The sequence below is a fragment of the Actinophytocola sp. genome (assembly GCF_050699915.1).
Taxonomy (GTDB): domain Bacteria; phylum Actinomycetota; class Actinomycetes; order Mycobacteriales; family Pseudonocardiaceae; genus Actinophytocola.
This window is the reverse complement of record NZ_JBOHGA010000080.1, coordinates 1-26,103: the sequence shown is the minus strand read 5'-3', so window position 1 is coordinate 26,103 and position 26,103 is coordinate 1. Positions and strand designations below refer to the sequence as shown.

The 26,103-nt window shown below is 73.0% G+C and carries 29 protein-coding genes; 26 read left to right on the top strand and 3 right to left on the bottom strand.

What is annotated here, in order from left to right:
- From ACRDSK_RS16440 to ACRDSK_RS16340, 21 genes are all read left to right on the top strand, one after another.
- Positions 1 to 1,163: AMP-binding protein (locus ACRDSK_RS16440; RefSeq protein ID WP_431441876.1), on the top strand; the 1,163-nt coding region annotated here is incomplete at its 5' end.
- A gap of 22 nt (positions 1,164 to 1,185) precedes the next feature.
- Positions 1,186 to 1,434 (top strand): glutaredoxin family protein, encoded by a 249-nt coding sequence (locus tag ACRDSK_RS16435; protein ID WP_431441875.1) that lies wholly within the window; start codon positions 1,186 to 1,188, stop codon positions 1,432 to 1,434.
- A 58-nt stretch (positions 1,435 to 1,492) separates the two neighbouring features.
- Positions 1,493 to 3,040 (top strand): molybdopterin-dependent oxidoreductase, encoded by a 1,548-nt coding sequence (locus tag ACRDSK_RS16430; RefSeq protein WP_431441873.1) that lies wholly within the window; start codon positions 1,493 to 1,495, stop codon positions 3,038 to 3,040.
- Positions 3,041 to 3,184: 144 nt separating this feature from the next.
- The gene (locus ACRDSK_RS16425) at positions 3,185 to 4,000 is read left to right on the top strand and encodes a redox-sensing transcriptional repressor Rex (protein ID WP_431441871.1); all 816 of its coding nucleotides are present in this window, start codon (positions 3,185 to 3,187) and stop codon (positions 3,998 to 4,000) included.
- Between the two features lie 70 nt (positions 4,001 to 4,070).
- The gene (locus ACRDSK_RS16420) at positions 4,071 to 5,384 is read left to right on the top strand and encodes a glutamyl-tRNA reductase (RefSeq protein ID WP_431441869.1); all 1,314 of its coding nucleotides are present in this window, start codon (positions 4,071 to 4,073) and stop codon (positions 5,382 to 5,384) included.
- Positions 5,381 to 6,346, top strand: a complete 966-nt coding sequence (hemC, locus tag ACRDSK_RS16415; RefSeq protein WP_431441867.1) for a hydroxymethylbilane synthase — start codon at positions 5,381 to 5,383, stop codon at positions 6,344 to 6,346. Before ACRDSK_RS16420 ends, hemC begins: the two co-directional genes overlap by 4 nt.
- Before the next feature lie 21 nt (positions 6,347 to 6,367).
- Complete coding sequence (locus ACRDSK_RS16410; RefSeq protein ID WP_431441865.1) at positions 6,368 to 7,900, top strand: uroporphyrinogen-III synthase; 1,533 nt, start codon at positions 6,368 to 6,370, stop codon at positions 7,898 to 7,900.
- 90 nt (positions 7,901 to 7,990) lie between these two features.
- Positions 7,991 to 8,962, top strand: a complete 972-nt coding sequence (hemB, locus tag ACRDSK_RS16405) for a porphobilinogen synthase (RefSeq protein WP_431441863.1) — start codon at positions 7,991 to 7,993, stop codon at positions 8,960 to 8,962.
- 30 nt (positions 8,963 to 8,992) lie between these two features.
- Positions 8,993 to 9,727: a hypothetical protein gene (locus ACRDSK_RS16400; RefSeq protein ID WP_431441862.1), complete on the top strand. Its 735-nt coding sequence runs from the start codon at positions 8,993 to 8,995 to the stop codon at positions 9,725 to 9,727.
- Positions 9,724 to 10,185 (top strand): hypothetical protein, encoded by a 462-nt coding sequence (locus tag ACRDSK_RS16395; protein ID WP_431441860.1) that lies wholly within the window; start codon positions 9,724 to 9,726, stop codon positions 10,183 to 10,185. Before ACRDSK_RS16400 ends, ACRDSK_RS16395 begins: the two co-directional genes overlap by 4 nt.
- A 4-nt stretch (positions 10,186 to 10,189) precedes the next feature.
- A complete protein-coding gene (locus tag ACRDSK_RS16390; RefSeq protein WP_431441858.1) occupies positions 10,190 to 10,747 on the top strand; it encodes a hypothetical protein in 558 nt (185 codons plus the stop codon).
- A gap of 13 nt (positions 10,748 to 10,760) precedes the next feature.
- Positions 10,761 to 11,198 (top strand): hypothetical protein, encoded by a 438-nt coding sequence (locus tag ACRDSK_RS16385; protein WP_431441857.1) that lies wholly within the window; start codon positions 10,761 to 10,763, stop codon positions 11,196 to 11,198.
- Complete coding sequence (hemL, locus tag ACRDSK_RS16380; protein WP_431441856.1) at positions 11,195 to 12,511, top strand: glutamate-1-semialdehyde 2,1-aminomutase; 1,317 nt, start codon at positions 11,195 to 11,197, stop codon at positions 12,509 to 12,511. The genes ACRDSK_RS16385 and hemL overlap by 4 nt, the downstream gene beginning before the upstream one ends.
- Positions 12,511 to 13,140: a histidine phosphatase family protein gene (locus ACRDSK_RS16375; RefSeq protein WP_431441881.1), complete on the top strand. Its 630-nt coding sequence runs from the start codon at positions 12,511 to 12,513 to the stop codon at positions 13,138 to 13,140. The genes hemL and ACRDSK_RS16375 overlap by 1 nt, the downstream gene beginning before the upstream one ends.
- On the top strand, positions 13,137 to 13,706 hold the full coding sequence (locus tag ACRDSK_RS16370) for a TlpA family protein disulfide reductase (RefSeq protein ID WP_431441854.1): 570 nt from the start codon (positions 13,137 to 13,139) through the stop codon (positions 13,704 to 13,706). The genes ACRDSK_RS16375 and ACRDSK_RS16370 overlap by 4 nt, the downstream gene beginning before the upstream one ends.
- The gene (locus ACRDSK_RS16365; protein ID WP_431441852.1) at positions 13,706 to 14,179 is read left to right on the top strand and encodes a GNAT family N-acetyltransferase; all 474 of its coding nucleotides are present in this window, start codon (positions 13,706 to 13,708) and stop codon (positions 14,177 to 14,179) included. Before ACRDSK_RS16370 ends, ACRDSK_RS16365 begins: the two co-directional genes overlap by 1 nt.
- Before the next feature lie 74 nt (positions 14,180 to 14,253).
- Positions 14,254 to 15,078 (top strand): cytochrome c biogenesis CcdA family protein, encoded by an 825-nt coding sequence (locus tag ACRDSK_RS16360; protein ID WP_431441850.1) that lies wholly within the window; start codon positions 14,254 to 14,256, stop codon positions 15,076 to 15,078.
- Between the two features lie 49 nt (positions 15,079 to 15,127).
- A complete protein-coding gene (gene resB / locus ACRDSK_RS16355; RefSeq protein WP_431441879.1) occupies positions 15,128 to 16,702 on the top strand; it encodes a cytochrome c biogenesis protein ResB in 1,575 nt (524 codons plus the stop codon).
- A complete protein-coding gene (gene ccsB, locus ACRDSK_RS16350) occupies positions 16,702 to 17,640 on the top strand; it encodes a c-type cytochrome biogenesis protein CcsB (RefSeq protein WP_431441849.1) in 939 nt (312 codons plus the stop codon). The genes resB and ccsB overlap by 1 nt, the downstream gene beginning before the upstream one ends.
- A 101-nt stretch (positions 17,641 to 17,741) precedes the next feature.
- Positions 17,742 to 18,458 (top strand): hypothetical protein, encoded by a 717-nt coding sequence (locus tag ACRDSK_RS16345; RefSeq protein WP_431441847.1) that lies wholly within the window; start codon positions 17,742 to 17,744, stop codon positions 18,456 to 18,458.
- 205 nt (positions 18,459 to 18,663) lie between these two features.
- Positions 18,664 to 20,046, top strand: coding sequence for an AAA family ATPase (locus tag ACRDSK_RS16340; protein ID WP_431441878.1), 1,383 nt, complete (start codon positions 18,664 to 18,666; stop codon positions 20,044 to 20,046).
- A gap of 9 nt (positions 20,047 to 20,055) precedes the next feature.
- Here ACRDSK_RS16340 and ACRDSK_RS16335 read toward each other — a convergent pair whose 3' ends face one another.
- Positions 20,056 to 20,277 (bottom strand): hypothetical protein, encoded by a 222-nt coding sequence (locus tag ACRDSK_RS16335; RefSeq protein WP_431441845.1) that lies wholly within the window; start codon positions 20,275 to 20,277, stop codon positions 20,056 to 20,058.
- A gap of 103 nt (positions 20,278 to 20,380) precedes the next feature.
- Positions 20,381 to 20,584, bottom strand: a complete 204-nt coding sequence (locus ACRDSK_RS16330) for a BldC family transcriptional regulator (RefSeq protein ID WP_431441844.1) — start codon at positions 20,582 to 20,584, stop codon at positions 20,381 to 20,383.
- A gap of 159 nt (positions 20,585 to 20,743) precedes the next feature.
- Here ACRDSK_RS16330 and ACRDSK_RS16325 point away from each other — a divergent pair, with 159 nt between their 5' ends.
- From ACRDSK_RS16325 to ACRDSK_RS16315, 3 genes are read left to right on the top strand one after another with little or no spacing between them, the layout of a single operon-like run.
- Positions 20,744 to 21,208: an Lrp/AsnC family transcriptional regulator gene (locus ACRDSK_RS16325; RefSeq protein WP_431441842.1), complete on the top strand. Its 465-nt coding sequence runs from the start codon at positions 20,744 to 20,746 to the stop codon at positions 21,206 to 21,208.
- A gap of 10 nt (positions 21,209 to 21,218) precedes the next feature.
- Complete coding sequence (locus ACRDSK_RS16320; RefSeq protein WP_431441840.1) at positions 21,219 to 21,494, top strand: DUF4229 domain-containing protein; 276 nt, start codon at positions 21,219 to 21,221, stop codon at positions 21,492 to 21,494.
- Complete coding sequence (locus ACRDSK_RS16315; protein WP_431441839.1) at positions 21,491 to 22,582, top strand: PLP-dependent cysteine synthase family protein; 1,092 nt, start codon at positions 21,491 to 21,493, stop codon at positions 22,580 to 22,582. The genes ACRDSK_RS16320 and ACRDSK_RS16315 overlap by 4 nt, the downstream gene beginning before the upstream one ends.
- Here the strand turns inward: ACRDSK_RS16315 and ACRDSK_RS16310 are convergent.
- Positions 22,575 to 23,450 carry a 1,4-dihydroxy-2-naphthoate polyprenyltransferase gene (locus ACRDSK_RS16310; protein WP_431441838.1) on the bottom strand — a complete coding sequence of 292 codons (876 nt, stop codon included), beginning with the start codon at positions 23,448 to 23,450 and terminating at the stop codon, positions 22,575 to 22,577. The genes ACRDSK_RS16315 and ACRDSK_RS16310 overlap by 8 nt on opposite strands.
- A gap of 59 nt (positions 23,451 to 23,509) precedes the next feature.
- Between ACRDSK_RS16310 and ACRDSK_RS16305 the strand changes: the two genes are divergently transcribed.
- Positions 23,510 to 24,682 carry a glycosyltransferase 87 family protein gene (locus tag ACRDSK_RS16305; protein ID WP_431441836.1) on the top strand — a complete coding sequence of 391 codons (1,173 nt, stop codon included), beginning with the start codon at positions 23,510 to 23,512 and terminating at the stop codon, positions 24,680 to 24,682.
- Positions 24,683 to 24,917: 235 nt separating this feature from the next.
- Positions 24,918 to 25,994 carry a M23 family metallopeptidase gene (locus ACRDSK_RS16300; protein ID WP_431441835.1) on the top strand — a complete coding sequence of 359 codons (1,077 nt, stop codon included), beginning with the start codon at positions 24,918 to 24,920 and terminating at the stop codon, positions 25,992 to 25,994.
- Positions 25,995 to 26,103 lie beyond the last annotated feature (109 nt).

Below are 26,103 nucleotides of genomic sequence, written 5' to 3'. Positions count from 1 at the left end.
GCTCGGTGGGCATCGTGCTCGCGCCGCCCGACCCCGACGCGACCGGGGAGCGGGTCGCCGCGGAAGGCCCGCGTGGCGGCGAGGACGTCGCGGTCCTCTGCTACACGTCGGGCACCGCGGGCGTGCCGCGCGGGGTGATGCTGTCCCACCGCGCGCTGCTGTCCAACGTCGAGCAGTGCGCCGCGCTCAAGCCGGCCCCGGTCACCTCGTCCGACCGGGTGCTGCTGGTCGTCCCGCTGTTCCACGCCTACGGGCTCGGCCCGGGCCTGTTGCAGGTCACCTCGGCCGGCGCGACGGCCGTGCTCATGGAGACGTTCACCGCCGACCGCGCGCTCGCCGCGTGCGAGGAGCACCGGGTGACCGCGCTCGTCGGCGTGCCGGCGATGTACCAGGCGCTCGCCGCGCTGCCGGCCGACCGGCTCGCCGAGGCGATGTCCACGTTGCGGCTGCTCACCTCCGGCGCCGCGCCGCTGTCGCCGGCCGTGCTCACCGCGATCAAGCAGGCCACCGGGCTGTCGGTGTTCGAGGGCTACGGGCTCACCGAGACGGGCCCGGTGCTCACCTCGACGCTGGTGGGCGGGTACGCCAAGCCCGGCTCGGTCGGCCGTCCGCTGCCCGGGGTGGAGCTCATGCTGGTCGACTCGGACGGCCGCCCGGTCGGGGTCGCCGCGGATCCCGACGAGGCCGACTGGGTCGCCGACGACGGCACGGAGTCCGAGACCGGCCGGGTCGCCGTGCGCGGCGCCAACCTGTTCAGCGGCTACTGGCCCGACGGCGCGCACGGCCCGGACGGTGACGGCTGGTTCACCACCGGCGACGTCGGCTACCTCGACGCGGACGGCGACCTGCGGCTCGTCGACCGGGCGAACGACCTGATCATCGTCAACGGGTTCAACGTCTACCCCCACGAGGTCGAGCGCGTCCTGGGCGAGCTGGCGGACGTGCTCGAGGCGGCCGCCGTCGGCGTGCCGGACGAGCGGACCGGCGAGTACGTGAAGGCCGTCGTCGTGCTGCGGCCCGGCGCGTCCCTGACCGAGGAGGTCGTCCGCGAGCACTGCGCGCGGACGCTGGCCCGGTTCAAGGTGCCGCGCACGGTGGAGTTCGTCGACGAGCTGCCCTACTCGGTAACCGGCAAGGTCCGGCGGGCGAGCCTGCGCGGGTAGCCGTGCGGGTAGGTTCGGCCCCGTGACGGGGACTCCGACGGTGACGGTGGTGTCGCGGCAGGGCTGCCATCTGTGCGAGGTGGCCGAGGCCGACGTGGCGCGGATCTGCGCCGAGCTGGGCGTCGAGTGGACCATGACCGACGTCGACACGGACCCCGAGCTGCGCGCGGAGTACGGCGACCGGGTCCCGGTGATCCTGATCGACGACGTCGAACACGGCTACTGGCGCCTGGAGGAGGACCGCTTCCGGGCGGCGCTGGCCGGGCGGTAAGCCATCCGTAACCCGGGTTCACTTGAACCTCGGGGCCCGCGGCGCCGAATGTGGAGATGTGCAGACCGACACCCTTGCCCACGTACCTAACGTCGAGCCGCCCGCGCCGCTCGGCCGGGGGCGGGCGGTGGCGGTCGCGTTGCTGGCGCTCGCCGCCGCGCTCGCGGCGGGGCACCTCGTCGCCGGGTTCGTCGGGCCGACCGGCTCGCCGTACGTCGCCGTCGGGAACTGGGTGCGGGACCTCTCGCCGCACCCGGTGACCGAGTGGGCCAAGGCGACCTTCGGCACGTCGGACAAGACAGTCCTGTTCATCGGCGTGACGCTGGTCGTGCTCGGCTGCGCGGTCGCCGCCGGGCTGCTGTCCCGGCGCAAGGTCCTGCCCGGCCAGCTCGTCGCCGGGGCGCTCGGCGGGATCGGGTTCGTCGCCGTGCTGACCCGGCCCGACCTCGGCCAGCTCGGCTTCCTCGCGCCGGCCGCGAGCCTGCTGGTCGGCGTGTTCGGCTTCGCCTGGCTGCACCGCAGGGCGCTGGCCACCAACTCCCGGACCACGGAGGACCGCCGCCAGTTCCTGCGGGTCGCCGCCGGCGTCGTCGTCGGCGCGGGGGTGGCCGGCCTCGGCGGCGGGCTGCTCGCCTCCCGGGTCGACGTCGAGCGGTCCCGCCGGCAGGTGGGCCGGCTGCGGGTGGCCGAGCCCGCCCCGCCGCTGCCGGCGAACGCGGACTTCCCGGGCACCAGCGGCTTCATCACCAGCAACCGGGACTTCTACCGGATCGACACCGCGCTCACCGTGCCGCGGATGACCGCCGAGAACTGGACGCTGCGCGTGCGCGGCATGGTCGACCGGGAGCTCGAGCTGAGCTACGAGGACATCCGCGGCCGCGGCCTGATCGAGCGGCCGATCACGATGGCCTGCGTCTCGAACGAGGTCGGCGGCTCGCTGGTGTCCACCGCCAACTTCATCGGCGTCCCGCTGCGCGACATCCTCGAAGAGGCCGGCGTGCGCAGGGGCGCCGACCAGCTGCTGTCCACCAGCGTCGACGGGTTCACCGCCGGCAGCCCGGTCGCCGACGTCCTCGACCCGGACCGCGGCGCCCTGCTCGCCCTCGGCATGAACGGCGAGCCGCTCCCGCAGGAGCACGGCTTCCCCGCCCGCCTGGTGGTGCCGGGTCTGTACGGCTACGTCTCCGCCACCAAGTGGCTCACCACGCTGGAGCTCACCACGTTCGCCGCGGAGGAGGGCTACTGGATCCCGCGCGGCTGGTCGGCTCGCGGGCCGGTGAAGACCCAGTCCCGCATCGACAGCCCGCGCGACGGCGACGCCACCGGTACCCGGCTCACCGTGGCCGGCGTGGCCTGGGCGCCCTACGTCGGCATCGACAAGGTGGAGGTCTCCGCGGACGGCCGCTGGCACACCGCCGAGCTCGGCGCGGAGGTCGACCTCAACACGTGGCGGATGTGGCGCGTCCGCCTCGAGCTGCCGGCCGGGGACCACGAGCTGGCGGTCCGGGCCACCGACCGCACCGGCGAGACGCAGACCGACCGCTACACCCCGACCGCGCCCAACGGGGCGACCGGCTGGCACTCGATCTCGATCTCCACGAAGTAGGCCCCTCCAGTCGGTCGCGACCGCGCAGGAGTACACATGGTGTACGCCGACCGACCCGGCCCCTGGCTTGCGACTTTGTGCCTGCGTTCACAAGCGGCTACCGTTAGCTCATCCCCAGGGGCGAATCTGTCAAGGAGTATCAGCGTGGCGCAGCGTGGCCAGTCCGACGCAGCCGGAAGAACCCCACGGGCGCCAGCCGAGAACGCGGCAGAGATCACCGCACCGATTCCCCCGCTCGGCTCCGGCCTGCGGGACCGGGCACGCGCGATTCCCGAGGCCGCCGTCGCGCGGCTCGCGGTCTACCTCCGCGTCCTGTCCGCCATGCGTGAGCAGGGCACGAACAGCGTCTCCAGCGAGGAGCTGTCGGCCGCGGCCGGCGTCAACTCCGCCAAGCTACGCAAGGACCTCTCCTACATCGGCTCCTACGGCACCCGCGGCGTCGGCTACGACCCCGCCGTGCTGATCGACCAGATCGAGCGCGTGCTCGGGCTCACACGAGAACAAAGTGTTGCCGTAGTCGGGATCGGTAATCTTGGACATGCGCTCGCCAACTACGGCGGGTTCCCCGGCCGAGGTTTCCCCGTGACCGCCTTGTTCGATGTCGACCCGGACCTGATGGGTGTGCCCGTCGGGGGGATCCCGGTCGACCACATCGACGACATCCCGACCGTTTGCGCCAACCGCGAGGTCACCATCGGCGTGATCGCCACGCCGCCCGTCTCCGCACAGGTCGTCTGCGACCGGCTGGTCCAGGCGGGCGTCGAGTGCATCCTGAACTTCGCCCCGGTCGTGCTCCAGGTCCCGGAGACCGTCGAGGTACGCAAGGTCGACCTCGCGGTCGAGCTGCAGATCCTCTCCTTCCACGTCGCCCGCCGCGCCGACTACGCACCGGCTGCCGACGCCACGCCGGCGCCTCGGGTGAACGGGTCTCCCCGGCACGGGATGGCGGTGCGTCCATGAGCGAGCTTGCGAGCGAATCGATGACACAGGGCGACCGCGAGCGGCAGCACCGAGCCTGCGAGGGGCTGTCGTGAGCGTTCTTGTCGTGGGACTGTCGCACCGGTCGGCGGACCTGCGCGTGCTGGAGCGGGCCGCGGTGCCCGCCGGCGAGGTCGGCAAGGTCCTCGACGAGCTGGTGCGCTGCGACAACGTCGTCGAGGCGACGCTCGTGACCACCTGCAACCGGGTCGAGGTCTACGCGGTCGTGCAGGCCTTCCACGGCGGGCTCGCGGACATCGTGAACGTCCTCGGCCGCCACTCCGGACTCGCCACCGGTGAGCTGTACGAGCACCTCTACGTGCACTACGCGGAGGCCGCGGTCGGCCACCTGTTCTCCGTCGCCGCCGGGCTCGACTCGATGGTCGTCGGCGAGTCGCAGATCCTCGGCCAGGTGCGCGCCGCCTACGGCACCGCGCGCGAGGCCGGCACGGTCGGCCGCACCCTGCACGAGCTGATCCAGCGCGCGCTGCGGGTCGGCAAGCGGGTGCAGACAGAGACAGAGCTGTCCCGGGCCGGCGGCTCGGTCGTCTCCGAGGCCCTCGCCGATGCCGACGCGCGCCTCGGCGGCCTGGTCGGCCGGCGGGCACTGCTGGTCGGCGCCGGCTCGATGGGCTCGCTCGCGGCCGCGGCACTGCGCCGGGCCGACATCGGCGAGGTCGTCGTCGCCAACCGGACCGAGCGGACCGGCGCGCGGCTGGCCGAGCTGCTCACGAGCCAGGGCGTCCACGCGACCGCGATCGGCCTGGCCGAGCTGCCCGAGCGGATCGCCGAGGCGGACCTCGTGGTCTCCTGCACCGGCGCCACCGGCACCGTGCTCGACGTCGACCACGTGCGGCCGCGGACCCGGCCGCTCGTCGTCGTCGACCTCGGGCTGCCGCGGGACGTGGCCGCCGGGGTCGGCGAGCTCGCCGGAGTCACGATCGTCGACCTGGACAGCCTCCAGCGCCGCCTCGCATCCGCGCCCAGCGGGCTGGACACCCGGCGTGCCACCGGGATCGTGGCCGACGAGGTCCGCGACTACCTGGCCGGCCAGCGCTCCGCCGAGGTCACCCCCACGGTCACCGCGCTGCGCCGCCGGGCCGCCGAGGTGGTCGACGCCGAGCTGCTGCGGTTGGACACCCGGCTGCCCGAGGTCGGCCCCGAGGTCGACCAGCGGGTGCGCGACGAGGTGGCCCAGACCGTGCGCCGCGTCGTGGACAAGCTGCTACACACGCCCACCGTGCGGGTCAAGGAGCTGGCGTCGGGCCCCGGTGGCGCCGAGTACGCCGAGGCGCTGCGCGAGCTGTTCCAGCTCGACCCGTCGCTGCCCGCGGCGGTCGCCGAGCTGGACGGTGACCACCGGTGACCCGGACGATCCGCATCGGGACCCGGGGCAGCGCGCTCGCGCTGGCCCAGACGGGGATCGTGGCCGACCTGCTCGAGAAGAACGGCGAGAAGACCGAGCTCGTCACGATCGTGACGCCGGGGGACAAGTCCTCCGCGCCGATCGCCGAGATCGGCGTCGGAGTGTTCACCTCGGCACTGCGCGACGCGCTCGCCGACGGCACGGTGGACGTCGCCGTGCACTCCTACAAGGACCTGCCGACCAAGCCCGACCCGAGGCTGTCGCTCGCCGCGGTACCGCCGCGCGCCGACCCGCGGGACGCGCTGGTGGCCAGGAACGGACTGACGCTCGGCGAGCTGCCACCCGGCTCCCGGGTCGGCACCGGCTCGCCGCGCCGGGCCGCGCAGCTCCAGGCACTCGGCCTGGGCCTGCGGATCGTCCCGATCCGCGGCAACGTGGACACCCGGATCCGCAAGGTCGACAGCGGCGAGTTCGACGCCGTCGTGCTGGCGCGGGCCGGGCTCGCCCGACTGGGCAGGCTGGGCGAGATCAGCGAGGTGCTGGACCCGATCCAGATGCTGCCCGCGCCGGCGCAGGGGGCGCTCGCGGTGGAGTGTCGGGTCGACGACATGGACACCGAGCATCTCTTGCAGTCCATTGTGGACGATGAAGCCACCCGGCTCGCGGTGGCCGCCGAGCGCGCGATGCTCGCCGCGCTCGAGGCGGGCTGCAGCGCTCCGGTTGGCGCACTGGCCGACGTGGTCGAGGATCTCGACGCCGAGGACAGGGTGGTGCTCCGCCTGTCGCTGCGCGGTGTCGCGGCCGCGAACTGGACCGCGGACGCCGAACTAGAGGGGACGGCCGTCGACCTCCTGCGGGCGTCGGCCACCGGTGACCTGACCGAAGGTGAGCGGCTGGGGCGTGCGTTGGCCGCCGAGCTGCTCGAGCTCGGAGCCGGCGTGATGTCCGGCCCCGAGCAGTGATCGATTGGAAGTAGTCGAGGAATGACCACCCGTACCCGCAAGAGCTCGGGACGCATCGCGTTCGTGGGCTCCGGGCCCGGCGACGCCGGGCTCCTCACCGTCCGGGCGAACGAACTGCTCGCCCGGGCCGAGCTCGTGGTGACCGACCCCGACGTACCGGCCGGGGTGCTCGAGCTCGCCGCCGCGGACGCCGAGGTCCGCCCGGCCGTCGGCGAACCGGCCGAGGTGGCCAAGGACCTGGTCGGCGAGGCCAAGGCCGGCCGCGTCGTGATCCGACTGGTCTCCGGCGACCCGCTGACCCACTCCGCGCTCGTCGCCGAGGCGCAGGCGGTGGCCCGCACCAGCGCGGTGTTCGACGTCGTGCCGGGCGTCCCCCCGGCGACCGCGGTCCCCGCGTACGCCGGCATCGCGCTCGGCTCCACGCACGCCGAGGTCGACGTCCGCGGCGAGGTGGACTGGGCGGGCCTCGCGGCCACCCCGGGCCCGATCGTGCTGCTGGCCAGCTCGAGCCACCTCGCCGAGGCCGCGTCGGCGCTCGTCGAGCACGGCCTGGCCGCGCAGACGCCGGTCGCGGTCACCGCGGACGGCACCGGCTCCGGCCAGCGCACGCTCGACACCACCCTCGCGTCGCTGTCCGCCGACGCCGGCGAGATCGCCGGCAACCTGGTGGTGACCGTGGGCCAGGCGGTGTCCGGCCGCACGAAGCTGTCGTGGTGGGAGTCGCGCGCGCTGTACGGCTGGCGCGTGCTCGTGCCGCGGACCAAGGACCAGGCCGGCGAGATGAGCGAGCGGCTGCGGCTGCACGGCGCCATCCCGTCGGAGGTGCCGACGATCTCCGTCGAGCCGCCGCGCAGCCCCGCGCAGATGGAGCGCTCGGTCAAGGGTCTGGTGGACGGTCGCTACCAGTGGCTGGTGTTCACCTCGACCAACGCCGTGCGCGCGGTGTGGGAGAAGTTCGCCGAGTTCGGGCTCGACGCCCGGGCGTTCTCCGGCGTGAAGATCGCCTGCGTCGGCGAGGCCACCGCGGAGAAGGTGCGCGGCTTCGGCATCATCCCCGAGCTGGTGCCCTCCGGCGAGCAGTCCAGCGAGGGCCTGCTGGAGGAGTTCCCGCCCTACGACGACGTCCTCGACCCGGTGGACCGGGTGCTGCTGCCGCGGGCCGACATCGCCACCGAGACGCTCGCCGCCGGCCTGCGCGACCGCGGCTGGGAGATCGACGACGTGACCGCGTACCGCACGGTGCGCGCCGCGCCGCCGCCCGCCGACACCCGCGAGATGATCAAGACCGGCGGCTTCGACGCGGTGTGCTTCACCTCGTCGTCCACCGTGCGGAACCTGGTCGGCATCGCCGGCAAGCCGCACACCCGCACGCTCGTCGCCTGCATCGGCCCGAAGACGGCCGAGACCGCGCACGAGTTCGGGCTGCGGGTGGACGTCCAGCCCGAGCACCCGCAGGTGCCGGCACTCGTGGACGCGCTCGCCGAGCACGCCGCCCGGCTGCGTGCCGAGGGCGCGCTACCGCCGCCGCGCAAGACGAAGCGGGCCCGCCGCTAGTGCCAGGAAGGACGCCTTCCGGACGCTGAACGCCAGCAAGGCGTCCTTCCTGGCCCTTCCCCCGCGAGGAGGAGGAGAAGGAGGAGTCGCATGTTTCCCAGTCACCGGCCGCGCCGGCTGCGCACCACGGCCGCGATGCGCGGGCTGGTCGGCGAGACCACGGTCCGGCCGAACCAGCTCGTGCTGCCGATGTTCGTCAAGGAGGGCGCGACCGAGCCGGTGCCGATCGCGACCATGCCAGGCGTCGTCCAGCACACCCGGGACAGCCTGCGCAAGGCCGCGGTCGAGGCGGTGCGGGCCGGCGTCGGTGGGCTGATGCTGTTCGGCGTCCCGGAGAAGCGGGACGCCGTCGGCTCCGGCGGGCTCGACCCGGACGGCGTGCTCAACGTGGCGCTGCGCGACCTGCGCGCGGAGCTCGGCGACGAGACCGTGCTCATGTCGGACCTGTGCCTCGACGAGTTCACCGACCACGGCCACTGCGGGCTGCTCGACGACGACGGCCGGGTCGACAACGACGCGACGCTGCGGGTGTACGGCGAGATGGCGGTCGCCCAGGCCGAGGCGGGCGCGCATCTGCTGGGCCCGAGCGGGATGATGGACGGCCAGGTCGGCGCGGTCCGCGAGGCGCTGGACCGGGCCGGGCACACCGACACCGGGATCCTCGCCTACTCGGCGAAGTACTCCTCGGCCTTCTACGGCCCGTTCCGCGACGCGGTCGAGTCGGCGCTGACCGGCGACCGCAAGACCTACCAGCAGGACCCGGGCAACGTCCGGGAGGCGCTCCGCGAGGTGCGCCTCGACCTCGACGAGGGCGCGGACCTCGTCATGGTCAAGCCGGCCATGATGTACCTCGACGTGATCCGCGCGGTGGCCGAGACGAGCGACGTTCCCGTTGCGGCGTACCAGATCTCCGGCGAGTACGCGATGATCGAGGCGGCCGTGGAGAAGGGCTGGCTGGACCGGCGCGCGGCGGTGCTCGAGACGCTCACCGCGATCCGCCGGGCCGGCGCCGAGGTCATCCTGACCTACTGGGCGGTGTCGGCGGCGGGCTGGCTGCGGTGACCTTCTTGGTGGAGAGGTAACCTGCCGCCCGTGACGAAGCCAGGCAATTCGGATCCCGCGGACCGGCCGGCCGAGCCGGCGACCGAGCCCGAGGAGACCGAGCCGAAGGACAGCGCGGAGACCGGCACGGACGAGAGTCCGGCCGACAGCACGGCCAAGAGCACGGACACCGAGGCCGACTCCGGCGCGGACACGGGCACTGGCACTGGCGCGGCGGCCAAGAAGGAGCCGGAGCCGGTCGAGCCGCTGATGGTCGAGCTCGAGAAGGCCCCGCCGCCGCCCGAGGAGCCGGTGATGCCGACGGCGGCCGAGGCGGCCCGGCGCCGTAGCGACCTGCCGCGCCCGAAGGTGCTGCGCATCGCGTTCTACCTGGCGATCGCGTCGGCGGTGGTCGGCCTGATCAGCGCCCTCGACCTGTTCCTCAACAAGGCCGACCTCGTGGAGAGCGCCCAGACCATCGACACCCCGAAGCCGCTGACCGCCGCGGAGGCCGACCGGGCCGTCAGCTCGCTGCTGTGGCTGTACCTGGTGGTCGTTATCGCGCTCGGGGCGTTCCTGGTGCTCTTCGCCTACAAGGCGCAGGACGGCGTGCGGCGCGCGCGGATGATGGCGGTGATCATCACGCTGGTCCTGCTGATCTTCCACTTCTACTTCTTCGGCACGGCGTTCGGTCAGATCAGCGGCCTGTTCGCGGCGATCACGCTCGCGATGATGTTCCTGCCGTCCACCCGCGAGTACTTCGGGCCGCGGCAGCAGATCAGGTGAGCAATCCCGACGGCGAGCCCGTGCTCTTCGCCGAGCACGGGTCGTCGTGGTGGCCTTTGCTGTGGGGACCGCTCTTCGCGGTGCTCGGCGCCGCGGTCGAGGCGTTGACCGGACCGGTGCACTGGCTGGCGTGGTTCCTGATCGGCGGCGGCCTGTTCGGCGGTGCGCTCGTCTGGGTCTCCGCGCGGCGCAAGGTCTACCTGGTGCGGCTGACCACCGAGACGCTCACCCAGGGCCGCGAGCACGTGGCCGTCGAGAAGCTCGTCGCGGTGACCGACGTCGGCGCGCCGGCCGGCGCGCGGATCCTCGGCGGCGGCTGGTCGGTGCCGCGCAGGACGACCGAGGTGCCGGTGCGGCTGGCGGACGGGACCGTGGCGCTGGCGTGGGCCCGCGACTACGACGGACTGGTGGACGCGTTGCGGCGGGTCGTCGAGGCGGGGGCCGGTCATGTTGAATGAAGACGTGTCGAATCCCGAGGGCAGCTCCCACGAGCCGGTGCGGCCCGTCTCCGAAGGCGGCCCGGACGCCGAGATCCCGCGCCCCCGCGCGGTCGACCTCGCGTTCCAGGCGAGCCTCGCCAGCACGGTGATCGCGTGCGTGGCCACGGTCGTCACCGTGCTGCTGGACCAGGTCTGGCTCGAACGCTTCGCCCGCCAGATGCTCGAGGAGTCGGGGCAACCGACCGGCGAGGTCGACCTGGCCACCGGGGTCGCCGTCGCCCGGGTGTCGCTCGGCATCGGTGTCGCCCTGTTCGCCGCCCTCTTCGTGCTGTTCGCGGTGAAGATGCGCGCGGGCCGGAGCTGGGCACGGCTGCTGCTGACGGTGTTCGCGGCCGTCGGCGTGGTGAACTTCCTGTCCGCCGTGGCCAGCTCGGGCGCGGAGCTGTCCCTGATGTGGAGCCTCGCCGAGGTGGCGTTCGCCGTCACCGCGGTGGTCTACATGTTCCGCCCGGAGTCGACGAGCTACTTCGCCGAGCACCGCAAGCGCCGCCTCGAGCGGCGCGGCGGGCGGCCCCGATGAGAGGCTTCGAGTCGTGAGTGCTCCTGCCACCGAACAGCTCGTCGTGCCCCCGCCGACCACTCCGGGGCGGCTGCACCGTCCGGCGCGGGCGATCGTCGCGCTCGTCGAGCTGCTCCTTGCGGGCGCCGCGGTGTGGGGTGCGTTCTGGGCTTGGCCGCACGGTTTCGCGACGATCACCGCGGAGGTCGGGCAGGGCATCGTCGTGGAGTCCGAACGGGTCTACGGCAACTGGGTCGCGGCCGCGATCGCCTTCGGCACGGTCGCCGCGATCCTCGTGCTCGACGCCGCCCGCCAGGCCGTGCTCGCGGTGCGGGCGCGGCCCAAGCGGGTCAAGAAGTCCAAGGACACCGGCACGGACACGGACTCGGACACGGATGCCGAAGCGGACACCGAGCCGCCGGCGGACACGGAGACAGCGACGGACGCCGTCGCGCACGAGGGTGAGCGGTGACGATCGAGGCGGCGGCCGCGACGCGATCCGCGGCCTTGTTCGAGCGCGCGAAGGCGGTCACGCCAGGCGGGGTGAACTCGCCCGTGCGGGCGTTCCAGGCGGTCGGCGGCACCCCGCGGTTCATGGTCCGCGGCGAGGGCCCGTACCTGTGGGACGCGGACGGCAACCGGTACGTGGACCTGGTCAGCTCGTGGGGTCCGATGATCCTCGGCCACGCGCACCCAAGCGTCGTCGACGCGGTCCGCACGGCCGCCGCGTCGGGGTTGTCGTTCGGCACCCCGACCGAGGGCGAGATCGAGCTCGCCACGGAGATCATCGCGCGGGTCGGCCCGGTCGGCGCCGTGCGCCTGGTGAACTCGGGCACCGAGGCGACGATGAGCGCGATCCGGCTGGCGCGCGGGTTCACCGGCCGGCGCAAGGTCGTGAAGTTCGCCGGCTGCTACCACGGACACGTCGACGCGCTGCTCGCCGACGCCGGGTCCGGCGTGGCCACGCTCGGCCTGCCGACCACGCCCGGCGTCACCGGCGCGTCGGCCGCGGACACGATCGTGCTGCCCTACAACGACATCGAGGCCGTGCGGGCCGCGTTCGCCGAGCACGGCGCCGACCTCGCCGCGGTGATCACCGAGGCGGCGGCCGGCAACATGGGCGCGATCCCGCCCGAGCCGGGCTTCAACGAGGGCCTGCGCGACCTGTGCACCGAGCACGGCGCGCTGCTCGTCATGGACGAGGTGATGACCGGCTTCCGAGTATCGGCGGCCGGTTGGTACGGCCTGGAGTCCGTGGCGGGCGACCTCTACACGTTCGGCAAGGTCATGTCCGGCGGGCTGCCCGCGGCGGCGTTCGGCGGGCGGCCCGACGTGATGTCCGCCCTGGCGCCGTCCGGTCCCGTCTACCAGGCCGGCACGCTGTCCGGGAACCCGGTCGCGGTCGCCGCCGGCCTCGCGTCGCTGCGCGCCGCGACGACCGAGGTGTACCAGGCGCTGAACTCCAACGCGACGCGGCTGGGCGCGCTGCTCGCCAACGCGTTCGCCGAGCGCGGGCTCGCCCACCGCGTGCAGTTCGCCGGGAACCTGGTCTCGGTGTTCTTCGCCGACGAGCCGGTGCGCGACTACGCCGCCGCGAAGGCGTCGGCCACCTGGCGGTACCCGGCCTTCTTCCACGCGCTGCTGGCCAGGGGCGTGTACGCGCCGCCGTCGGCCTTCGAGGCATGGTTCGTCAACGCGGCGATGGACGACGACGTGTTCGACGTGCTCGCGTCGGCCCTCCCGGCGGCCGCCGCGGCCGCCGCCGCTGCCGAGGAGCCACGGTGATCACCCGCACGACCGTGCACCTGGTGCGCCACGGCGAGGTGGAGAACCCGACGGGTGTGCTGTACGGCCGCATGCCCGGCTTCGTGCTGTCCGAGCTGGGCAAGCGGCAGGCGCTGATCGTCGCCGAGCACCTGGCGAACAACGACGTCGCGCACGTGGTGGCCTCGCCGCTGGAGCGGGCGCAGCAGACCGCCGGACCGATCACCGACTCCCACCAGCTGACGCTGGACACCGACGAGCAGCTGATCGAGGCGGACAACGCCTTCGAGGGACAGCGGGTCGCGGTGGGCGACGGGGCGCTGCGCTCGCCCCGGCACTGGCCGTACCTGCGCAACCCGTTCGTGCCGTCGTGGGGCGAGCCGTACATGCAGATCGCCCGGCGGATGCTGGCCGCGGTGTACCGGGCGCGGGCGCGCGGGGAGGGGCACGAGGCGGTCTGCGTGTCCCACCAGCTCCCGATCTGGACGCTGCGGCGGTTCCTCGAGGGCCGCCGGCTGTGGCACGACCCGCGCCGGCGGCAGTGCTCGCTGGCGTCGCTGACCTCGCTGCTGTTCGAGGGCGAGCGGCTGGTGGCCATCCGCTACACCGAGCCGGCGGGCGCGTCGAGCCCCAAGGTGACCGGCGCATGAGGGTGCTGGCCCTGGTGGTGCTGCTGGTGCTGGCCGGCTGCTCGACGGGCACCGACGCGGTCGAGCGGGGCACGGAGTTCCGGTTCGTGTCGCCCGGCGGACAGACGGAGATCTTCTACGACGGCGCCGACCGCCAGCAGGCGCCGCCGCTGTCCGGCGAGGACCTGATGACCGCCGGCTCGGACATCGCCGTGTCGGACTTCGAGGGCGACGTCGTGGTGCTCAACCTGTGGGGCGCGTGGTGCCCGCCGTGCCGGGTGGAGGCGCCGGAGCTGGAGCGGGTCCACCGCGAGCGCGAGGCGAAGGGCGTCACGGTCCTGGGCATCGACGTCCGCGACGAGAACCGGTCCGCGCCGCAGGACTTCGTCCGCGACACCGGCCTGACCTACCCGTCGATCTACGACCCGCCCGGCCGCTCGCTGCTGGTGTGGAAGGGCTACCCGCGCTCGGTCGTCCCGTCGACGATCGTGCTGGACAAACAGCACCGGGTGGCCGCGGTCTTCCTGCGGGACCTGCTGGCGAGCGACCTGCTCCCGGTCGTCGACCGGCTGCTGGCGGAGAAGTAGTGGAGGTCCGCGAGCTCGCGGAAGGTGACCTGGACGCGGTCGCCGCGCTCTCACTGCGGGCGTGGGCACCGGTGTTCGCCTCGCTGGAGGCGGCGCTGGGCGGGCTGTTCGCGGTGATGCACTCGGACTGGCGCGCCGACCAGGAGCGCGCGGTGCGCGAGGCGTGCGCCACGGACGGCATGCACGTCTGGGTGGCCGAGACCGACGGCGAGGTCGCCGGGTTCGTCGCCGCGCGCCTGGACCAGGCCGAGCGGACGGGCGAGATCTACATGATCGCCGTCGACCCGGCCCACCAGCGGGCCGGCGTCGGCTCGCTGCTGACCTCGCGCGCGCTGGACTGGTTCCGGGCGGGCGGCATGCGGCTCGCGATGGTGGAGACCGGCGGCGACCCGGGGCACGGGCCCGCGCGGCGCACGTACGAGAGGGCCGGGTTCACCCCGCTGCCGACCGTCCGGTACTTCCGCGAGGTCTGACAGCTCCCACACTGCCGGTCACACCCCGGGGAGGCGCCGTCGGCGCAGGTGGGGCCGGTGCCTACGCTGGGCGCGTGGACCCGACGACCGCCCTCGCCGTCGACGGCCCGCTGCTGCTGGCGAGCGGGGTGGCGTTGCTGGCCGGGGTGATCTCGTTCGCCTCTCCCTGCGTGGTCCCGCTGGTGCCCGGCTACCTGGCCTACCTGGCCGCACTCGTCGGCGCCGACGCGCCGCCGGTGAAGGTCCCCGCGGGCGCGCAGGCCGAGCCGGCGGTGGAGTCGGCGGGGGAACAACCGGCCGCCGAGCCGCGCGCCGGGCGCTGGCGGATCGTCGGCGCGGTGGGCCTGTTCGTCGCCGGTTTCACGGTCGTCTTCGCGGCCACCGTCGGCAGCCTCGTCTGGCTCGCCGACGCGCTGCTGGTCAACCAGGAGCTGCTGCAGCGCATCGGTGGCGTCGTCACGATCGCCATGGCGCTCGTGTTCATCGGGTTCATCCCCGGGCTCCAGCGCGACGTCCGCATCCATCGCGTGCCGCGCATCGGCCTCGCCGGCGCGCCCGTGCTCGGCGCGATCTTCGGACTCGGCTGGACACCGTGCCTCGGCCCGACGCTGTCCGGGGTCATGATCATCGCGAGCAGCACCGGCGGCACGGCCGCGCGCGGCTTCCTGCTCGTCCTCGTCTACTGCCTGGGGCTCGGGCTCCCGTTCCTCGTGATCGCCCTCGGTGCCCGCTGGTCCGTGCGCGCGAGCGGCTGGCTGCGCCGGCACGGCCGCGCGATCCAGCTCGCCGGCGGCGCGCTGCTGTTCGTCGTCGGCGTGCTGCTGGTCACCGGGCTGTGGGGCGAGCTCACCTCGTGGCTGCGGGACACCGTCGTCACCGACACGGTGTTGCCGCTGTGAGGGCACCGTGATCGCCTTACTCCGCAACACCTGGCGTGGTCTCACCTCCATGCGCACCGCGCTGGTGTTGCTGTTCCTGCTCGCCCTCGCCGCCCTGCCCGGGGCGCTCCTCCCGCAGCGCAGCCTCAACGCCGGCAAGGTCGACGAGTTCATCGCCGGCAACGGCTGGTGGGGCCGGCTGCTCGACGACCTGGAGTTCTTCGAGGTCTACGGCAGCGTCTGGTTCTCCGCGGTCTACCTGCTGCTGTTCGTCTCCCTCGTCGGCTGCCTCACCCCGCGCACCTTCGAGTACGCGAAGTCCTTGCGCGCCAAGCCCGTCCTCACCCCGCGCAACCTCGCCCGCCTGCCGCACCACGCCGAGGGCGAGACCACGCGCGACCCCGACGACGTGGTCGCCGAGGCGAAGCGGCGGCTGAAGGGGTGGCGGCTCGAGGTCCGCGAGGAGGACGACGGCGCGCGCAGCATCTCGGCCGAGCGCGGCTACCTGCGCGAGACCGGCAACCTGGTCTTCCACTTCGCCATGGTCGGGCTCATCGTGGCGCTCGCCGTCGGCAAGATGTTCAACTACGAGGGCCAGGTCGTCGTCCTCGCGAACGGCTCCGAGTTCTGCAACTCCGGCACCTTCGCCTACGACTCCTTCACGCCGGGCCTGCGCGTCGACGGCACCGAGCTCGACGAGTTCTGCCTCAAGGTGGACGGCTTCGCCGCGAACTACCTGCCGACCGGCCAGGCCGACCACTTCCGCGCCGACATCCGGTACCAGGCCGGCGAGGACCTCGCGAACAACACCTGGCGCTCACACCCGCTCGAGGTCAACAGCCCGCTGCGCGTCGAGGGCAACCGGGTCTACCTGCTCGGCAACGGCTACGCGCCGGTGTTCTCGGTGACCTTCCCCAACGGGGAGAAGCGCACCAACACAACGCAGTGGCGCCCCGTCGACAACCTCACCTACCTGTCCGAGGGCGCCACGAAGTTCGACCCGCCGGGCGTCACCGACCCGGCCGAGCGGCGGACCAAGCAGCTCGCGATCACCGGCCTGTTCGCGCCGACCGCGGTGCTCGACGGGTCGGTGCTCGGCTCGGGCTTCCCGGACCTGCGCGACCCGGCCGTCGCGGTCGACGTGCTGCGCGGGGACCTCGGCAACGAGTCCGGCCGCGGCCAGTCCATCTACGAGGTCGACCAGTCCATGGTGGACAGTGGGCGGCTGGACCGGGTGGCCCGGGAGAACCTGCGCCCCGGCGAGCAGGTGCGGCTCGACGACGGCACGGTGGTCAGCTTCGACGGCGTGCAACGGTGGGTGTACCTGCAGGTCTCGCACGACCCGGCGCAGGTGTGGGTGCTCGGCTTCGCGATCGCGCTCGTGCTGGGCCTGGGCACCTCGCTCGTCGTCAAGCGGCGCCGGCTGTGGGTGCGCGCCACGCCGCGGACCAGCCCCGACACCGGCCCCGACGCCGACCCTGACAAAGCCGGTCGTACCGTTGTCGTGCTCGGCGGCCTGGCTCGTACCGACCAGGCCGGCTACGGCGAGGAGTTCCGCCGGTTCGCGGCGGACCTGCTGGCCGAGCTGGCGCCGGACGACGAGGACGAAGCCAGGCAGGACGTCACCGCGGGGAGGAAGACCTGATGCCGGTCGACGAGACGCTCGCCACCTACAGCGACTGGACCTACGGCGCCGCCGTCGGCGTGTACGTGCTCGCGATGCTGCTCTCGCTCGTGGAGCAGGCGTTCGGCCGTCGTAAGGCCGCCGCCCGCGAGCTGGTCGGCGCCGGCGCGCCGGTCGAGCCTGCCGACGCGGAGCCTGCCGAGCAGGTGGAGACGACGACCGGCTCTGAACGCGCCGAGCGCTTCGGCCGGATGTCGGTCTCGCTGATCGTGCTCGGCGCCCTGCTGCACGCCTGCTCCCTGCTGCTGCGCGGACTCGCCACCGGCCGGGTGCCGTGGGGCAACATGTACGAGTTCGGCGCAACGCTGAGCCTCGCCGCGGTCGTCACCTGGCTGGTGCTGCTGCGCCGCTTCCCGATCCGGCGCATGTCGGTCTGGCTGCTGCTGCCGGTGATCCTGCTGATGTTCCTCGGCGGCGTGGTCCTCTACACGACCGCCGCCCCGGTGCAGCCGGCGCTGCAGTCCTACTGGCTCGCCATCCACGTGTTCGCGATCGCGCTCGGCAGCGGCATGGTGCTCGTGCCGGGCGTGGTGAGCGTGCTGTACCTGATCAAGGTCCGGCGGCCGGGGTGGGTGACCCGGCTGCCCGCGGCCGACGTGCTCGACCAGGTCGCCTACCGCACAACGGTGTTCGCCTTCCCCATCTACACCGCGGGCGTGATCTTCGGCGCGATCTGGGCCGAGTCGGCATGGGGCCGGTTCTGGGGCTGGGACCCGAAGGAGACGGTGGCGTTCATCGCCTGGATCGTCTACGCGTCCTACCTCCACTCGCGAGCGACCGCGGGCTGGCGGGGCGGTCGGGCGGCCGTGATCAACATCGTCGGGCTCGCGGTGATGGTGTTCAACTTGTTCTTCATCAACCTCGTGGTGGCCGGTCTACATTCGTATGCGGGCGTCTGACCTCGTTTGTTGGACAATTACTTTCCGGATCACTACCCTCCGACAGGCTTCATCACTGTTCGTCCGTACGGGTGAAGAGCCAAGGACCAGGAGGACGTGTTTTGACTTCCGCAGCCGCTGTTGGTGGCCGTGAGCGAGTTTCGGCCAGCCGGCTACTGCGGAGGGAAGGGCACCCACTCGGCGTCCCGCGGTACTACGAAGACCCCGCGGACGAGGCGGCCGAAGCCGCCGCGACGACCCGGAAGTGGACCTTCGGCGTCGCCGCCGGCACGCTGCTCGTCGCCGGCACCTTCGCGGCCGGCGCGCTCGGCCTCAACGGCGGCACGTTGCCCCTCGAGGACGCGGGCGAACACGCGACCGCCGCTCCCGGCCAAGGCCACAGCAACAGTGACTCCGCCGGCGGCGGACCGAACGGCCAGCACGACATCGGCACCCCCGCGGTGGCCGCGCCGCCGCACGACGACCACCGCGAGAGCGACCGCTTCGCCGGCCAGGCCGACCGCGGCGGCCTCGCCGCTGGCGGACAGCAGGCCGGCAACACAGACAACACAGGTGGCACCGGCGACTCGGGCCGTGGGGAGGGCGGCGAGCACGTCGCCCCGGCGCCCGCGCCGGCCCCGCCCGAGACGCCCGCGCAGCGGTCCGGTCCGGTCGAGAAGGTCGTGAAGCCCGTGACGGACACCGTGGGTGACGTGGCCAAGCCGGTCACCGACACGGTTGGCGGCGTCCTCTCCCCGGTGACCGGCACACTGAGCGGTGGCGGCGACCAGCCGGCGATGACCATGATCGACCCGCTGGGTGACCTGCTCGGAAGCTGACCCACTCGTCCAGGGTCCCTCGAGTCGTTGCTGGTGCGAACGCCGGCAGCCCCCGTGTCGACGACGGATCGTGCCAACGACTACCGTCGCGGTCAGGGCGGTTCCGGGGCAGTTCAGGGAGGATCCCAGCGTGAGTGGGCGTGAAGGCGAGCCGGACGCGGCCGGCGGCGGCCAGAATTCGGCAACCCAGCACGACTTCGCGTGGATGAAGCCCAACGCGGGACCGGCCAACCATGCGGGCGAGGGCGAGGACTTCGGTCCCCGACCGCTCACCTCGGCGCTGGAGGAGGACGCGTTGACCGACTCGGCGCCCCATCCCGACGCGGCCCTCGCGGCCGGTCCGAACTACGCCGAGCCGGTGCCCTCGGGCCCGCTGCCGCGGCCCTACGTCGAGCAGCTGCCCTCGGGTCCGCACCGACAGGGCCCATATGTCGACACCACGCAGTCCGGCTCGCAGCCCTATGCGGACCCCGCCCTGTCGGGCCCGCACCACTACGGCGACCAGTCGGGTCAGTCGGGGCACTCCGGGCCGCACGGGCAGTACGCCGAGCAGACGCCGTCCGGGCCGCACCCCCTGCAGCAGCAACCGTCCTACCCGCCCACCGGGTACCCGCAGCAGCAGTACCCCCAGGCCCTGCACCCGCGGCAGCGCACGAACGCGGACGAGCTGTCGTCGGCCAAGCTGATCAAGCAGACCAAGCGGCCACCGCAGTCCGGCTGGCGCAAGGCGGTCTTCGTGGCCTCCGGTCACCTGCTCAACGTCGGCGAGAGCCCGGCGGACGTCCAGCGCCGCGAGCTGATCACGCGCGTCAACCAGCCACTGCGCGGGTGCTACAAGATCGCCATGCTGAGCCTCAAGGGCGGCGTCGGCAAGACCACCACGACGACGACGCTCGGCTCCACGTTCTCGTCGCTGCGCGGCGACCGGGTGATCGCGGTCGACGCCAACCCCGACCGCGGCACGCTCAGCCAGAAGATCCCGCTGGAGACCACCGCGACCGTGCGCCACCTGCTGCGCGACGCGGACCGCATCCACCGTTATGTCGACATCCGCGCGTACACCTCGCAGGGCCCTAGCCGGCTCGAGGTGCTGGCGAGCGAGCAGGACCCGGCGGTGTCCGAGGCGTTCAGCGAGGACGACTACCGGCGCACCGTGGCGCTGCTCGAGCACTTCTACAACATCGTGCTCACCGACTGCGGCACCGGCCTGATGCACTCGGCGATGAAGGGCGTGCTCGACATCGCGGACGCGCTCGTGATCGTGTCGTCCGGCTCGGTCGACGGCGCCCGCAGCGCGTCCGCCACGCTGGACTGGCTCGACGTGCACGGCTATCGCGACCTGGTGGCGCGGTCCGTGGCGGTGATCAACTCGGTGCGGCCGCGGGCCGGGTCGGTGGACCTGGACAAGCTGGCCCAGCACTTCGGCGCTCGCTGCCGTGCGGTCTGCCGGATCCCGTTCGACGCGCACCTGGAGGAGGGCGCCGAGATCGAGCTGGACCGGCTCGGTCCGCCCACACGGCTGGCCCTGCTGGAGCTGGCCGCGACCGTGGCGGACGGGTTCCCGAGCGAGTTCTACTACATGCGCTGAGCGGGCCGGTCAGGCCGGCGGCGTGCTCTTGCCGTCGGGATCGGCCGGCGGCGGCTTCTGCTGTCCGAGCTTGCGCAGGAACTCCGGGTCGTCATCGGGGGCGACGGGCGCCTGCCGAGGGCGGGTCGATCGAGTGGGACGCTCGCTGACCTGGGCGGGGTTCGACACGAACGCCCGCCACAACAGCACGGCGACGCAGATGGCGCCGATTGCGGCGAGCAGGTAGAGCATCGCGCACCTCCCGAGAGTCCTGCCGTCGAGGTTAGCCCGTTTGTCCCGTTTCCGGGGGGTTGGGGGTGAACGGTGTCTCGGGATGGTCGCTTCGTGATCTGGGTCAGGTGGTCTTGGAGGCCTCTGTGGTCAGCTCGGCGAGCAGGGTCTTCACCTCGGACTCGCGGAAGCGGCGGTGGCCGCCCGGGGTGCGGATCGAGCCGATCCGGCCGGCGGTGGCCCACCGCGTGACGGTCTTCGGGTCCACCCGGAACAGGGCCGCGACCTCGCCCGGGGTCAGCAGGCGTTCGCCGACGTGTGCAGTCACCGTGTCCTCCTCTGGTGCCAGTCGGGACAGTCCGCGTGTTGCCCGCTAATCGTGTCACTTCGCCCGTCGGGTACTCGAACGGTTGTCTGATGGTAAAGAGGTAGTAAGGGACAAATCGGCCGGTTCGGGCGCCGGCCGCGGACCGCTAGAGTGCCGCGCGTGGACCTCGTCGACCGCAGGATCATCGCCGCGCTGCGCGAGAACGGCCGGGCCACTTACGCCGAGCTCGGGCGCCAGGTCGGGCTCTCCGCGTCCGCGGTGCACGAGCGGGTCGGCAAGCTCGAGGCCACCGGCGTGATCACCGGCTACCACGCGGTCGTGAACCCGAGCGCGGTCGGACTGGGCGTCACCGCGCTGATCGGCATCCACCCCACCGACGTGGCCGACGACGACGACGTGGCCGCCGCACTGGGCGGGCTCGAGGAGGTCGAGTCGTGCTACCGGGTGGCCGGCGACGAGTCGTTCGTGGTGAAGGTCAGGGTGGCGACGGTGGACGACCTGGAGCACACCCTGGGCCGGCTGCGCCGCATCGACGGCGTGGCCCGGACGCGGACGACGCTGGTGCTGTCCACCCGCTTCGAGGGCAGGCCGAACACCTCGGAGGCCGCGGATGCCGGCGAGTAGCGTCGGTGCCGTGACACGGCTGCGGCGCGACCTGACGCTGTACACGCTGGCCAGGCTGGGCCTGGTCGCGGTGGTGACGGCCGTCCTGGTGCTGTTCGGGGTACCGCTGCTGGTGTCGCTCGCGGTCGCGATCGTGGTCGGTCTGCCCCTGGGGATCCTGGTCTTCCGGTCGCTGAACCGGCGGGTGACCGCCGGGCTGGCGGAGCGCGGTGCGCAGCGCGAGGCTCACCGGGCCCGGCTGCGGGCGCAGCTGCGCGGCGACGAGCCGCCGCCGGACCAGCCGTGACCGCGGTCGACCGCGGCGGTGACAAGACACGGGAGTGGGTCTGCGAGGCGGTCCGCATCATCGAGGCGGACGCCAACCGCAGCGCGGACACGCACCTCATCCCGTTCCCGCTGCCGCCGGAGTGGCACGTCGAGCTCTACCTGAAGGACGAGTCGACGCACCCGACCGGCTCGCTGAAGCACCGGCTGGCGCGGTCGCTGTTCCTCTACGCGCTGTGCAACGGCTGGATCGTCGAGGGTACGCCGGTGATCGAGGCGTCCTCGGGTTCCACGGCGGTGTCGGAGGCGTACTTCGCGCGGATGCTGGGGCTCTCGTTCATCGCGGTGATGCCGCGGACGACGTCGGCGGAGAAGGTCGAACTGATCGAGCGCCAGGGCGGCCGGTGCCACTTCGTGGACGAGCCCTCGCAGCTGTACGCGGAGTCGCACCGGCTGGCCGCCGAGCTCGACGGGCACTTCATGGACCAGTTCACGCACGCCGAGCGGGCCACGGACTGGCGCGGCAACAACAACATCGCCGAGTCGATCTTCGAGCAGATGGCGCTGGAGCGGCATCCGGAGCCCGAGTGGGTCGTCGTCGGCGCGGGTACCGGCGGCACGAGCGCGACGGTCGGCCGGTACGTCCGCTTCCGGCGGCTGCGCACCCGGCTCGCGGTGGTGGACCCCGAGCACTCGGTCTTCTTCGCCGCCTGGCGCGACGACGACGCGGCGCTGACGTCCTGCCAGGGCTCGCGCATCGAGGGCATCGGCCGGCCGCGGGTGGAGCCGTCGTTCATCGGCGAGGTGATCGACCGGATGATCAAGGTCCCGGACGCGGCCTCGCTGGCCACGATCCGTGCCGTGGAGCCGATCCTGGGCCGGCGAGTGGGCGGCTCGACGGGCACCAGCCTGTGGGGCGCGTTCCAGCTCGTGGCCGAGCTGCGCGCCTCGGGTCGCGCCGGCAGCGTGGTCACGCTCCTCTGCGACGCCGGCGACCGCTACGCGCACACGTACTACGCCGACGAGTGGCTGGCGAGCCAGGGCCTGGACCTGACCGCCGCTCGCTCCACAGTGGACACGTTCCTCGCCACCGGCGAGTGGGTCAGCTGAAGCCGAGCGCCGCGCCGGCGAAGAGGGCCCACGCCAGCATGGCCAGGCCCGTGTCCCGCAGCACCGGGATCAGGGCGAGGCCGGTGGCGTCGCCGGTGACGCGGCGGACCGGCGGTACGACCAGGACCGCCGCCAGCAGGGCGAACAGGATCCACACCGTGTCGAGCGCGGCCAGGAGCGTCACCACGAACGGCAGCGTGACAAGTCCACAGTAGAGCGTCCGGGTGCGGGGGTCGCCCAGGCGGACGGCCAGCGTGCGCTTGCCCGAGTCGCGGTCGGTGGGCACGTCGCGCAGGTTGTTCGCCACCAGCACGGCCGCCGAGAACGACCCCAGCGCCGCTGCGCCGGCCACGCCGGCCCACGTCACGGTCCCGGCCTGCACGTACTGCGTCCCCAGCACGGCGACTAGTCCGAAGAAGACGAACACCGCCGCCTCGCCCCAGCCCGAGTAGCCGTACGGGCGCGAGCCGCCGGTGTAGAACCACGCGCCCGCGACGCACACCGCGCCGACCGCGAGCAGCCACCAGTGCCCCGTGAGCGCGACAAGCACCAGGCCCGCCACGGCCGCGACGCCGAAGCACGCGAAGGCCGCCAGCCGCACCGCCGCCGGTGTGGCGACTCCCGACCCGACGAGCCGCAGCGGGCCGACCCGCGCCGCGTCCGTGCCGCGGATGCCGTCGGAGTAGTCGTTCGCGTAGTTCACCCCGACCTGCAGCGACAGCGCGACGACCAGGGCCAGCAGCGAGGCCCACCAGTTGAACCGGTCCAGCGCGCCGGCCGCGCCCGCGCCGACGAGCACCGGCGCCACGGAGTTCGGCAGCGTCCGGATCCGCGCCCCCTGGACCCATTGTGCGGCTGTTGCGGCCATGCGGACATCATGCTTGTTCTAGGCTGCCCGGCGTCGGAGGGGGATCGGGGGTGGTCGGCGTGACACGGCGCACGATCGTCGCGGTGGGACTGGTCACGGTCGTCGTGGCCGTGCTCGTGCTGCTCGTCGACTTCCGGAACTTCATCGACCTGCGGGTCTACCGCGCCGGCGGCCGGGCCTGGCTCGACGGCTACTCCTTGTACACCAACGAGTTCGTCCGCCGGTCCGGTGTGGGCCTGCCGTTCACCTACCCGCCGGTCTCCGCGATCCTGTTCACCACGCTGGCCGTGGTCCCGCTCGGCGTCGCCGTCGCGGCGATCACCGTCGCGTCGCTGTGCGCGCTGTGCGCCGTCGCGGCGATCGTCGTCCGGTACCCGCGCCTGGCCGTCCTGGCCGCGGTCGCCGGCGCGATGCTGCTCGAGCCGGTCCGGCTGACGCTCAGCTTCGGCCAGATCAACCTGTTGCTCATGGTCCTCGTCGTCGCCGACTGCCTGCTGCCGCGCACCCCGTGGCCGCGCGGCCTGCTCATCGGCGTCGCGGCCGCGGTGAAGCTGACGCCGGCGGCGTTCGTCCTGTTCTTCCTCGTGCGCCGGCAGTGGCGCCCGGTCGGGACGGCCGCGGCCGGGTTCGCCGGGGCCGGCGTGCTCGCGTGGCTCGTGACCGCGAGCGACACCCCGGCGTACGTGCGCACCGTGATCAGCGACCCCGGCCGGCTCGGCGGGCTCAGCTACGCCGGGAACCAGTCGCTGAACGGCTTCTGGCACCGCCTGGGCCTCGACGACACGGTCACCTCCGTCCTGTGGCTGGCCTCGGCGCTGGCCGTGGTCGCCCTGGGCTGGCGGGTCGTGCGGGACGCCCGCGCGGCCGGCGACGACCTGGCCGCCCTCGTGGCGACGGCCGCGGTCGGGCTGCTCGTCTCGCCGGTGTCCTGGTCGCACCACTGGGTGTGGGCGGCGGTGGCCGGCATGTGGCTGGTGCCGCGGCTGCGCGAGTGGCGCTGGCCGGGTCGCGTCGCCGCGGTGGTCGGGCTGGCGCTGTTCGTCGCCCCGCCGCACTGGGTGCTGCCCAAGCAGCACAACCGGGAGCTGGACTGGGCGCTGTGGCAGCACGTGGTGGGCAACGAGTTCGTGTGGTGCGCCCTGGCCCTGCTGGTCGCCCTCGCGGTCGGGCGGCGGACCGGCGCCCCGCGGGTCGCTCGGCAGACCGCCGCCCCCGCGCCGCCGGAGCCGTAGGCGGTTCGCCTCCGTCGAGCCTCCGTTGAGCCTCCGTTGCACCTTCGTTGAGCCGACCCGCGGCCACGATGCGATGCTGTGATGTGCGCCATCCAGCGGGCCGGCGGAAAGCCGCAGGTCAGCGGGTCGTGGTCAGGTGTCGTGAACCAGCGGGCGGGCAGGTCCGTAATCGTTTAGTGATGCCGGCTTCACCCCCGGGTCGGCGTCGCCTGCCCCGAGGAACCATGGAGTGTGTATGCGTGCGCGTCGCCAGCTGACGCGAGTGACGTTCGCGATCGGGATCCTGCTCGCCGGAGTCCTTGTCGTCGCGTTGCCGACCAGCCCGGCCGCTGCCAACCAGCAGCCCTCGATCGACGAAGAGATCGCGGCCGCCGACGCCGCCCTCAAGACGGCACAGGTGAAGCTGGGCAAGACGTTCGCCAGGTTCAACGTCGCCGAGACACGGCACAACCGCGCCGTCGCCGCCGTCAAGGCCGCCCGCGCCTCGGAGAAGCGCGCCCGGGCCGAGGCCGCCGCGGCCGCGAAGACCGAGCAGGCCTCGCGGGGACGGTTCGACCAGTTCGCCTCGGCGGGCTACCGCGAGGGCAAGACCGTCACCTCGGCGGAGGCCCTGCTGGTCTCCGACAACCCGGCCGACATGCTGAAACAGGCCGCGATGCTGGACGTGCTCAGCGGTGAGTACGCCGACGTCCTGGAGACCATGACCACGGCCACCGCGCAGAAGGCCAAGGCCGAGAACGACGCGAAGAAGGCGCTCGTCGACGCGGCGCTCAACCGCGACAAGGCCGCCAAGGCGAAGGTCGACGCCAGGCGCGCGTACAACGCCGCCCTCGCCGCGCAGGGCGCCGCCAAGGAGGAGGCCGAGCAGCTCGCCGCCCAGAAGGCGGGGCTGCTCTCGCAGGCCGGCGGCCTCTCGGCGTCCCCGTCGGGGGACGTGGTGAAGCCGGCCTCGGGCACGTTCACCTCCGGGTTCGGCCCGCGTGGCGGCACCATCCACGAGGGCCTCGACCTCGCCAACTCCATCGGCACGCCAATCTTCTCGGCCATGTCCGGCACGGTGATCGACGCGGGCCCGGCCAGCGGCTTCGGCCAGTGGGTGCGTGTCCAGCACGGCGGCGGGGTGGTCACCGTCTACGGCCACGTCGCCACGTTCGCGGTGAGCACCGGGCAGACCGTCGGCGCGGGCGACCAGATCGCCACGATGGGCAACGAGGGTCAGTCCACCGGCCCCCACCTGCACTTCGAGGTGCACCAGGACGGCGTGCCGATCGACCCCCAGCCCTGGTTGGCCGGCTTCGGCATCGCCGTCTAGCCGAGCAGCTCGCGCACGGCGCTCCGGTCGACCTTGCCCGGCCCGTGCAGCGGCAGCGCGTCCGCGAAGCGCACCAGCTTCGGCACCGCGGGCGCGCCCAGGGCCGCCC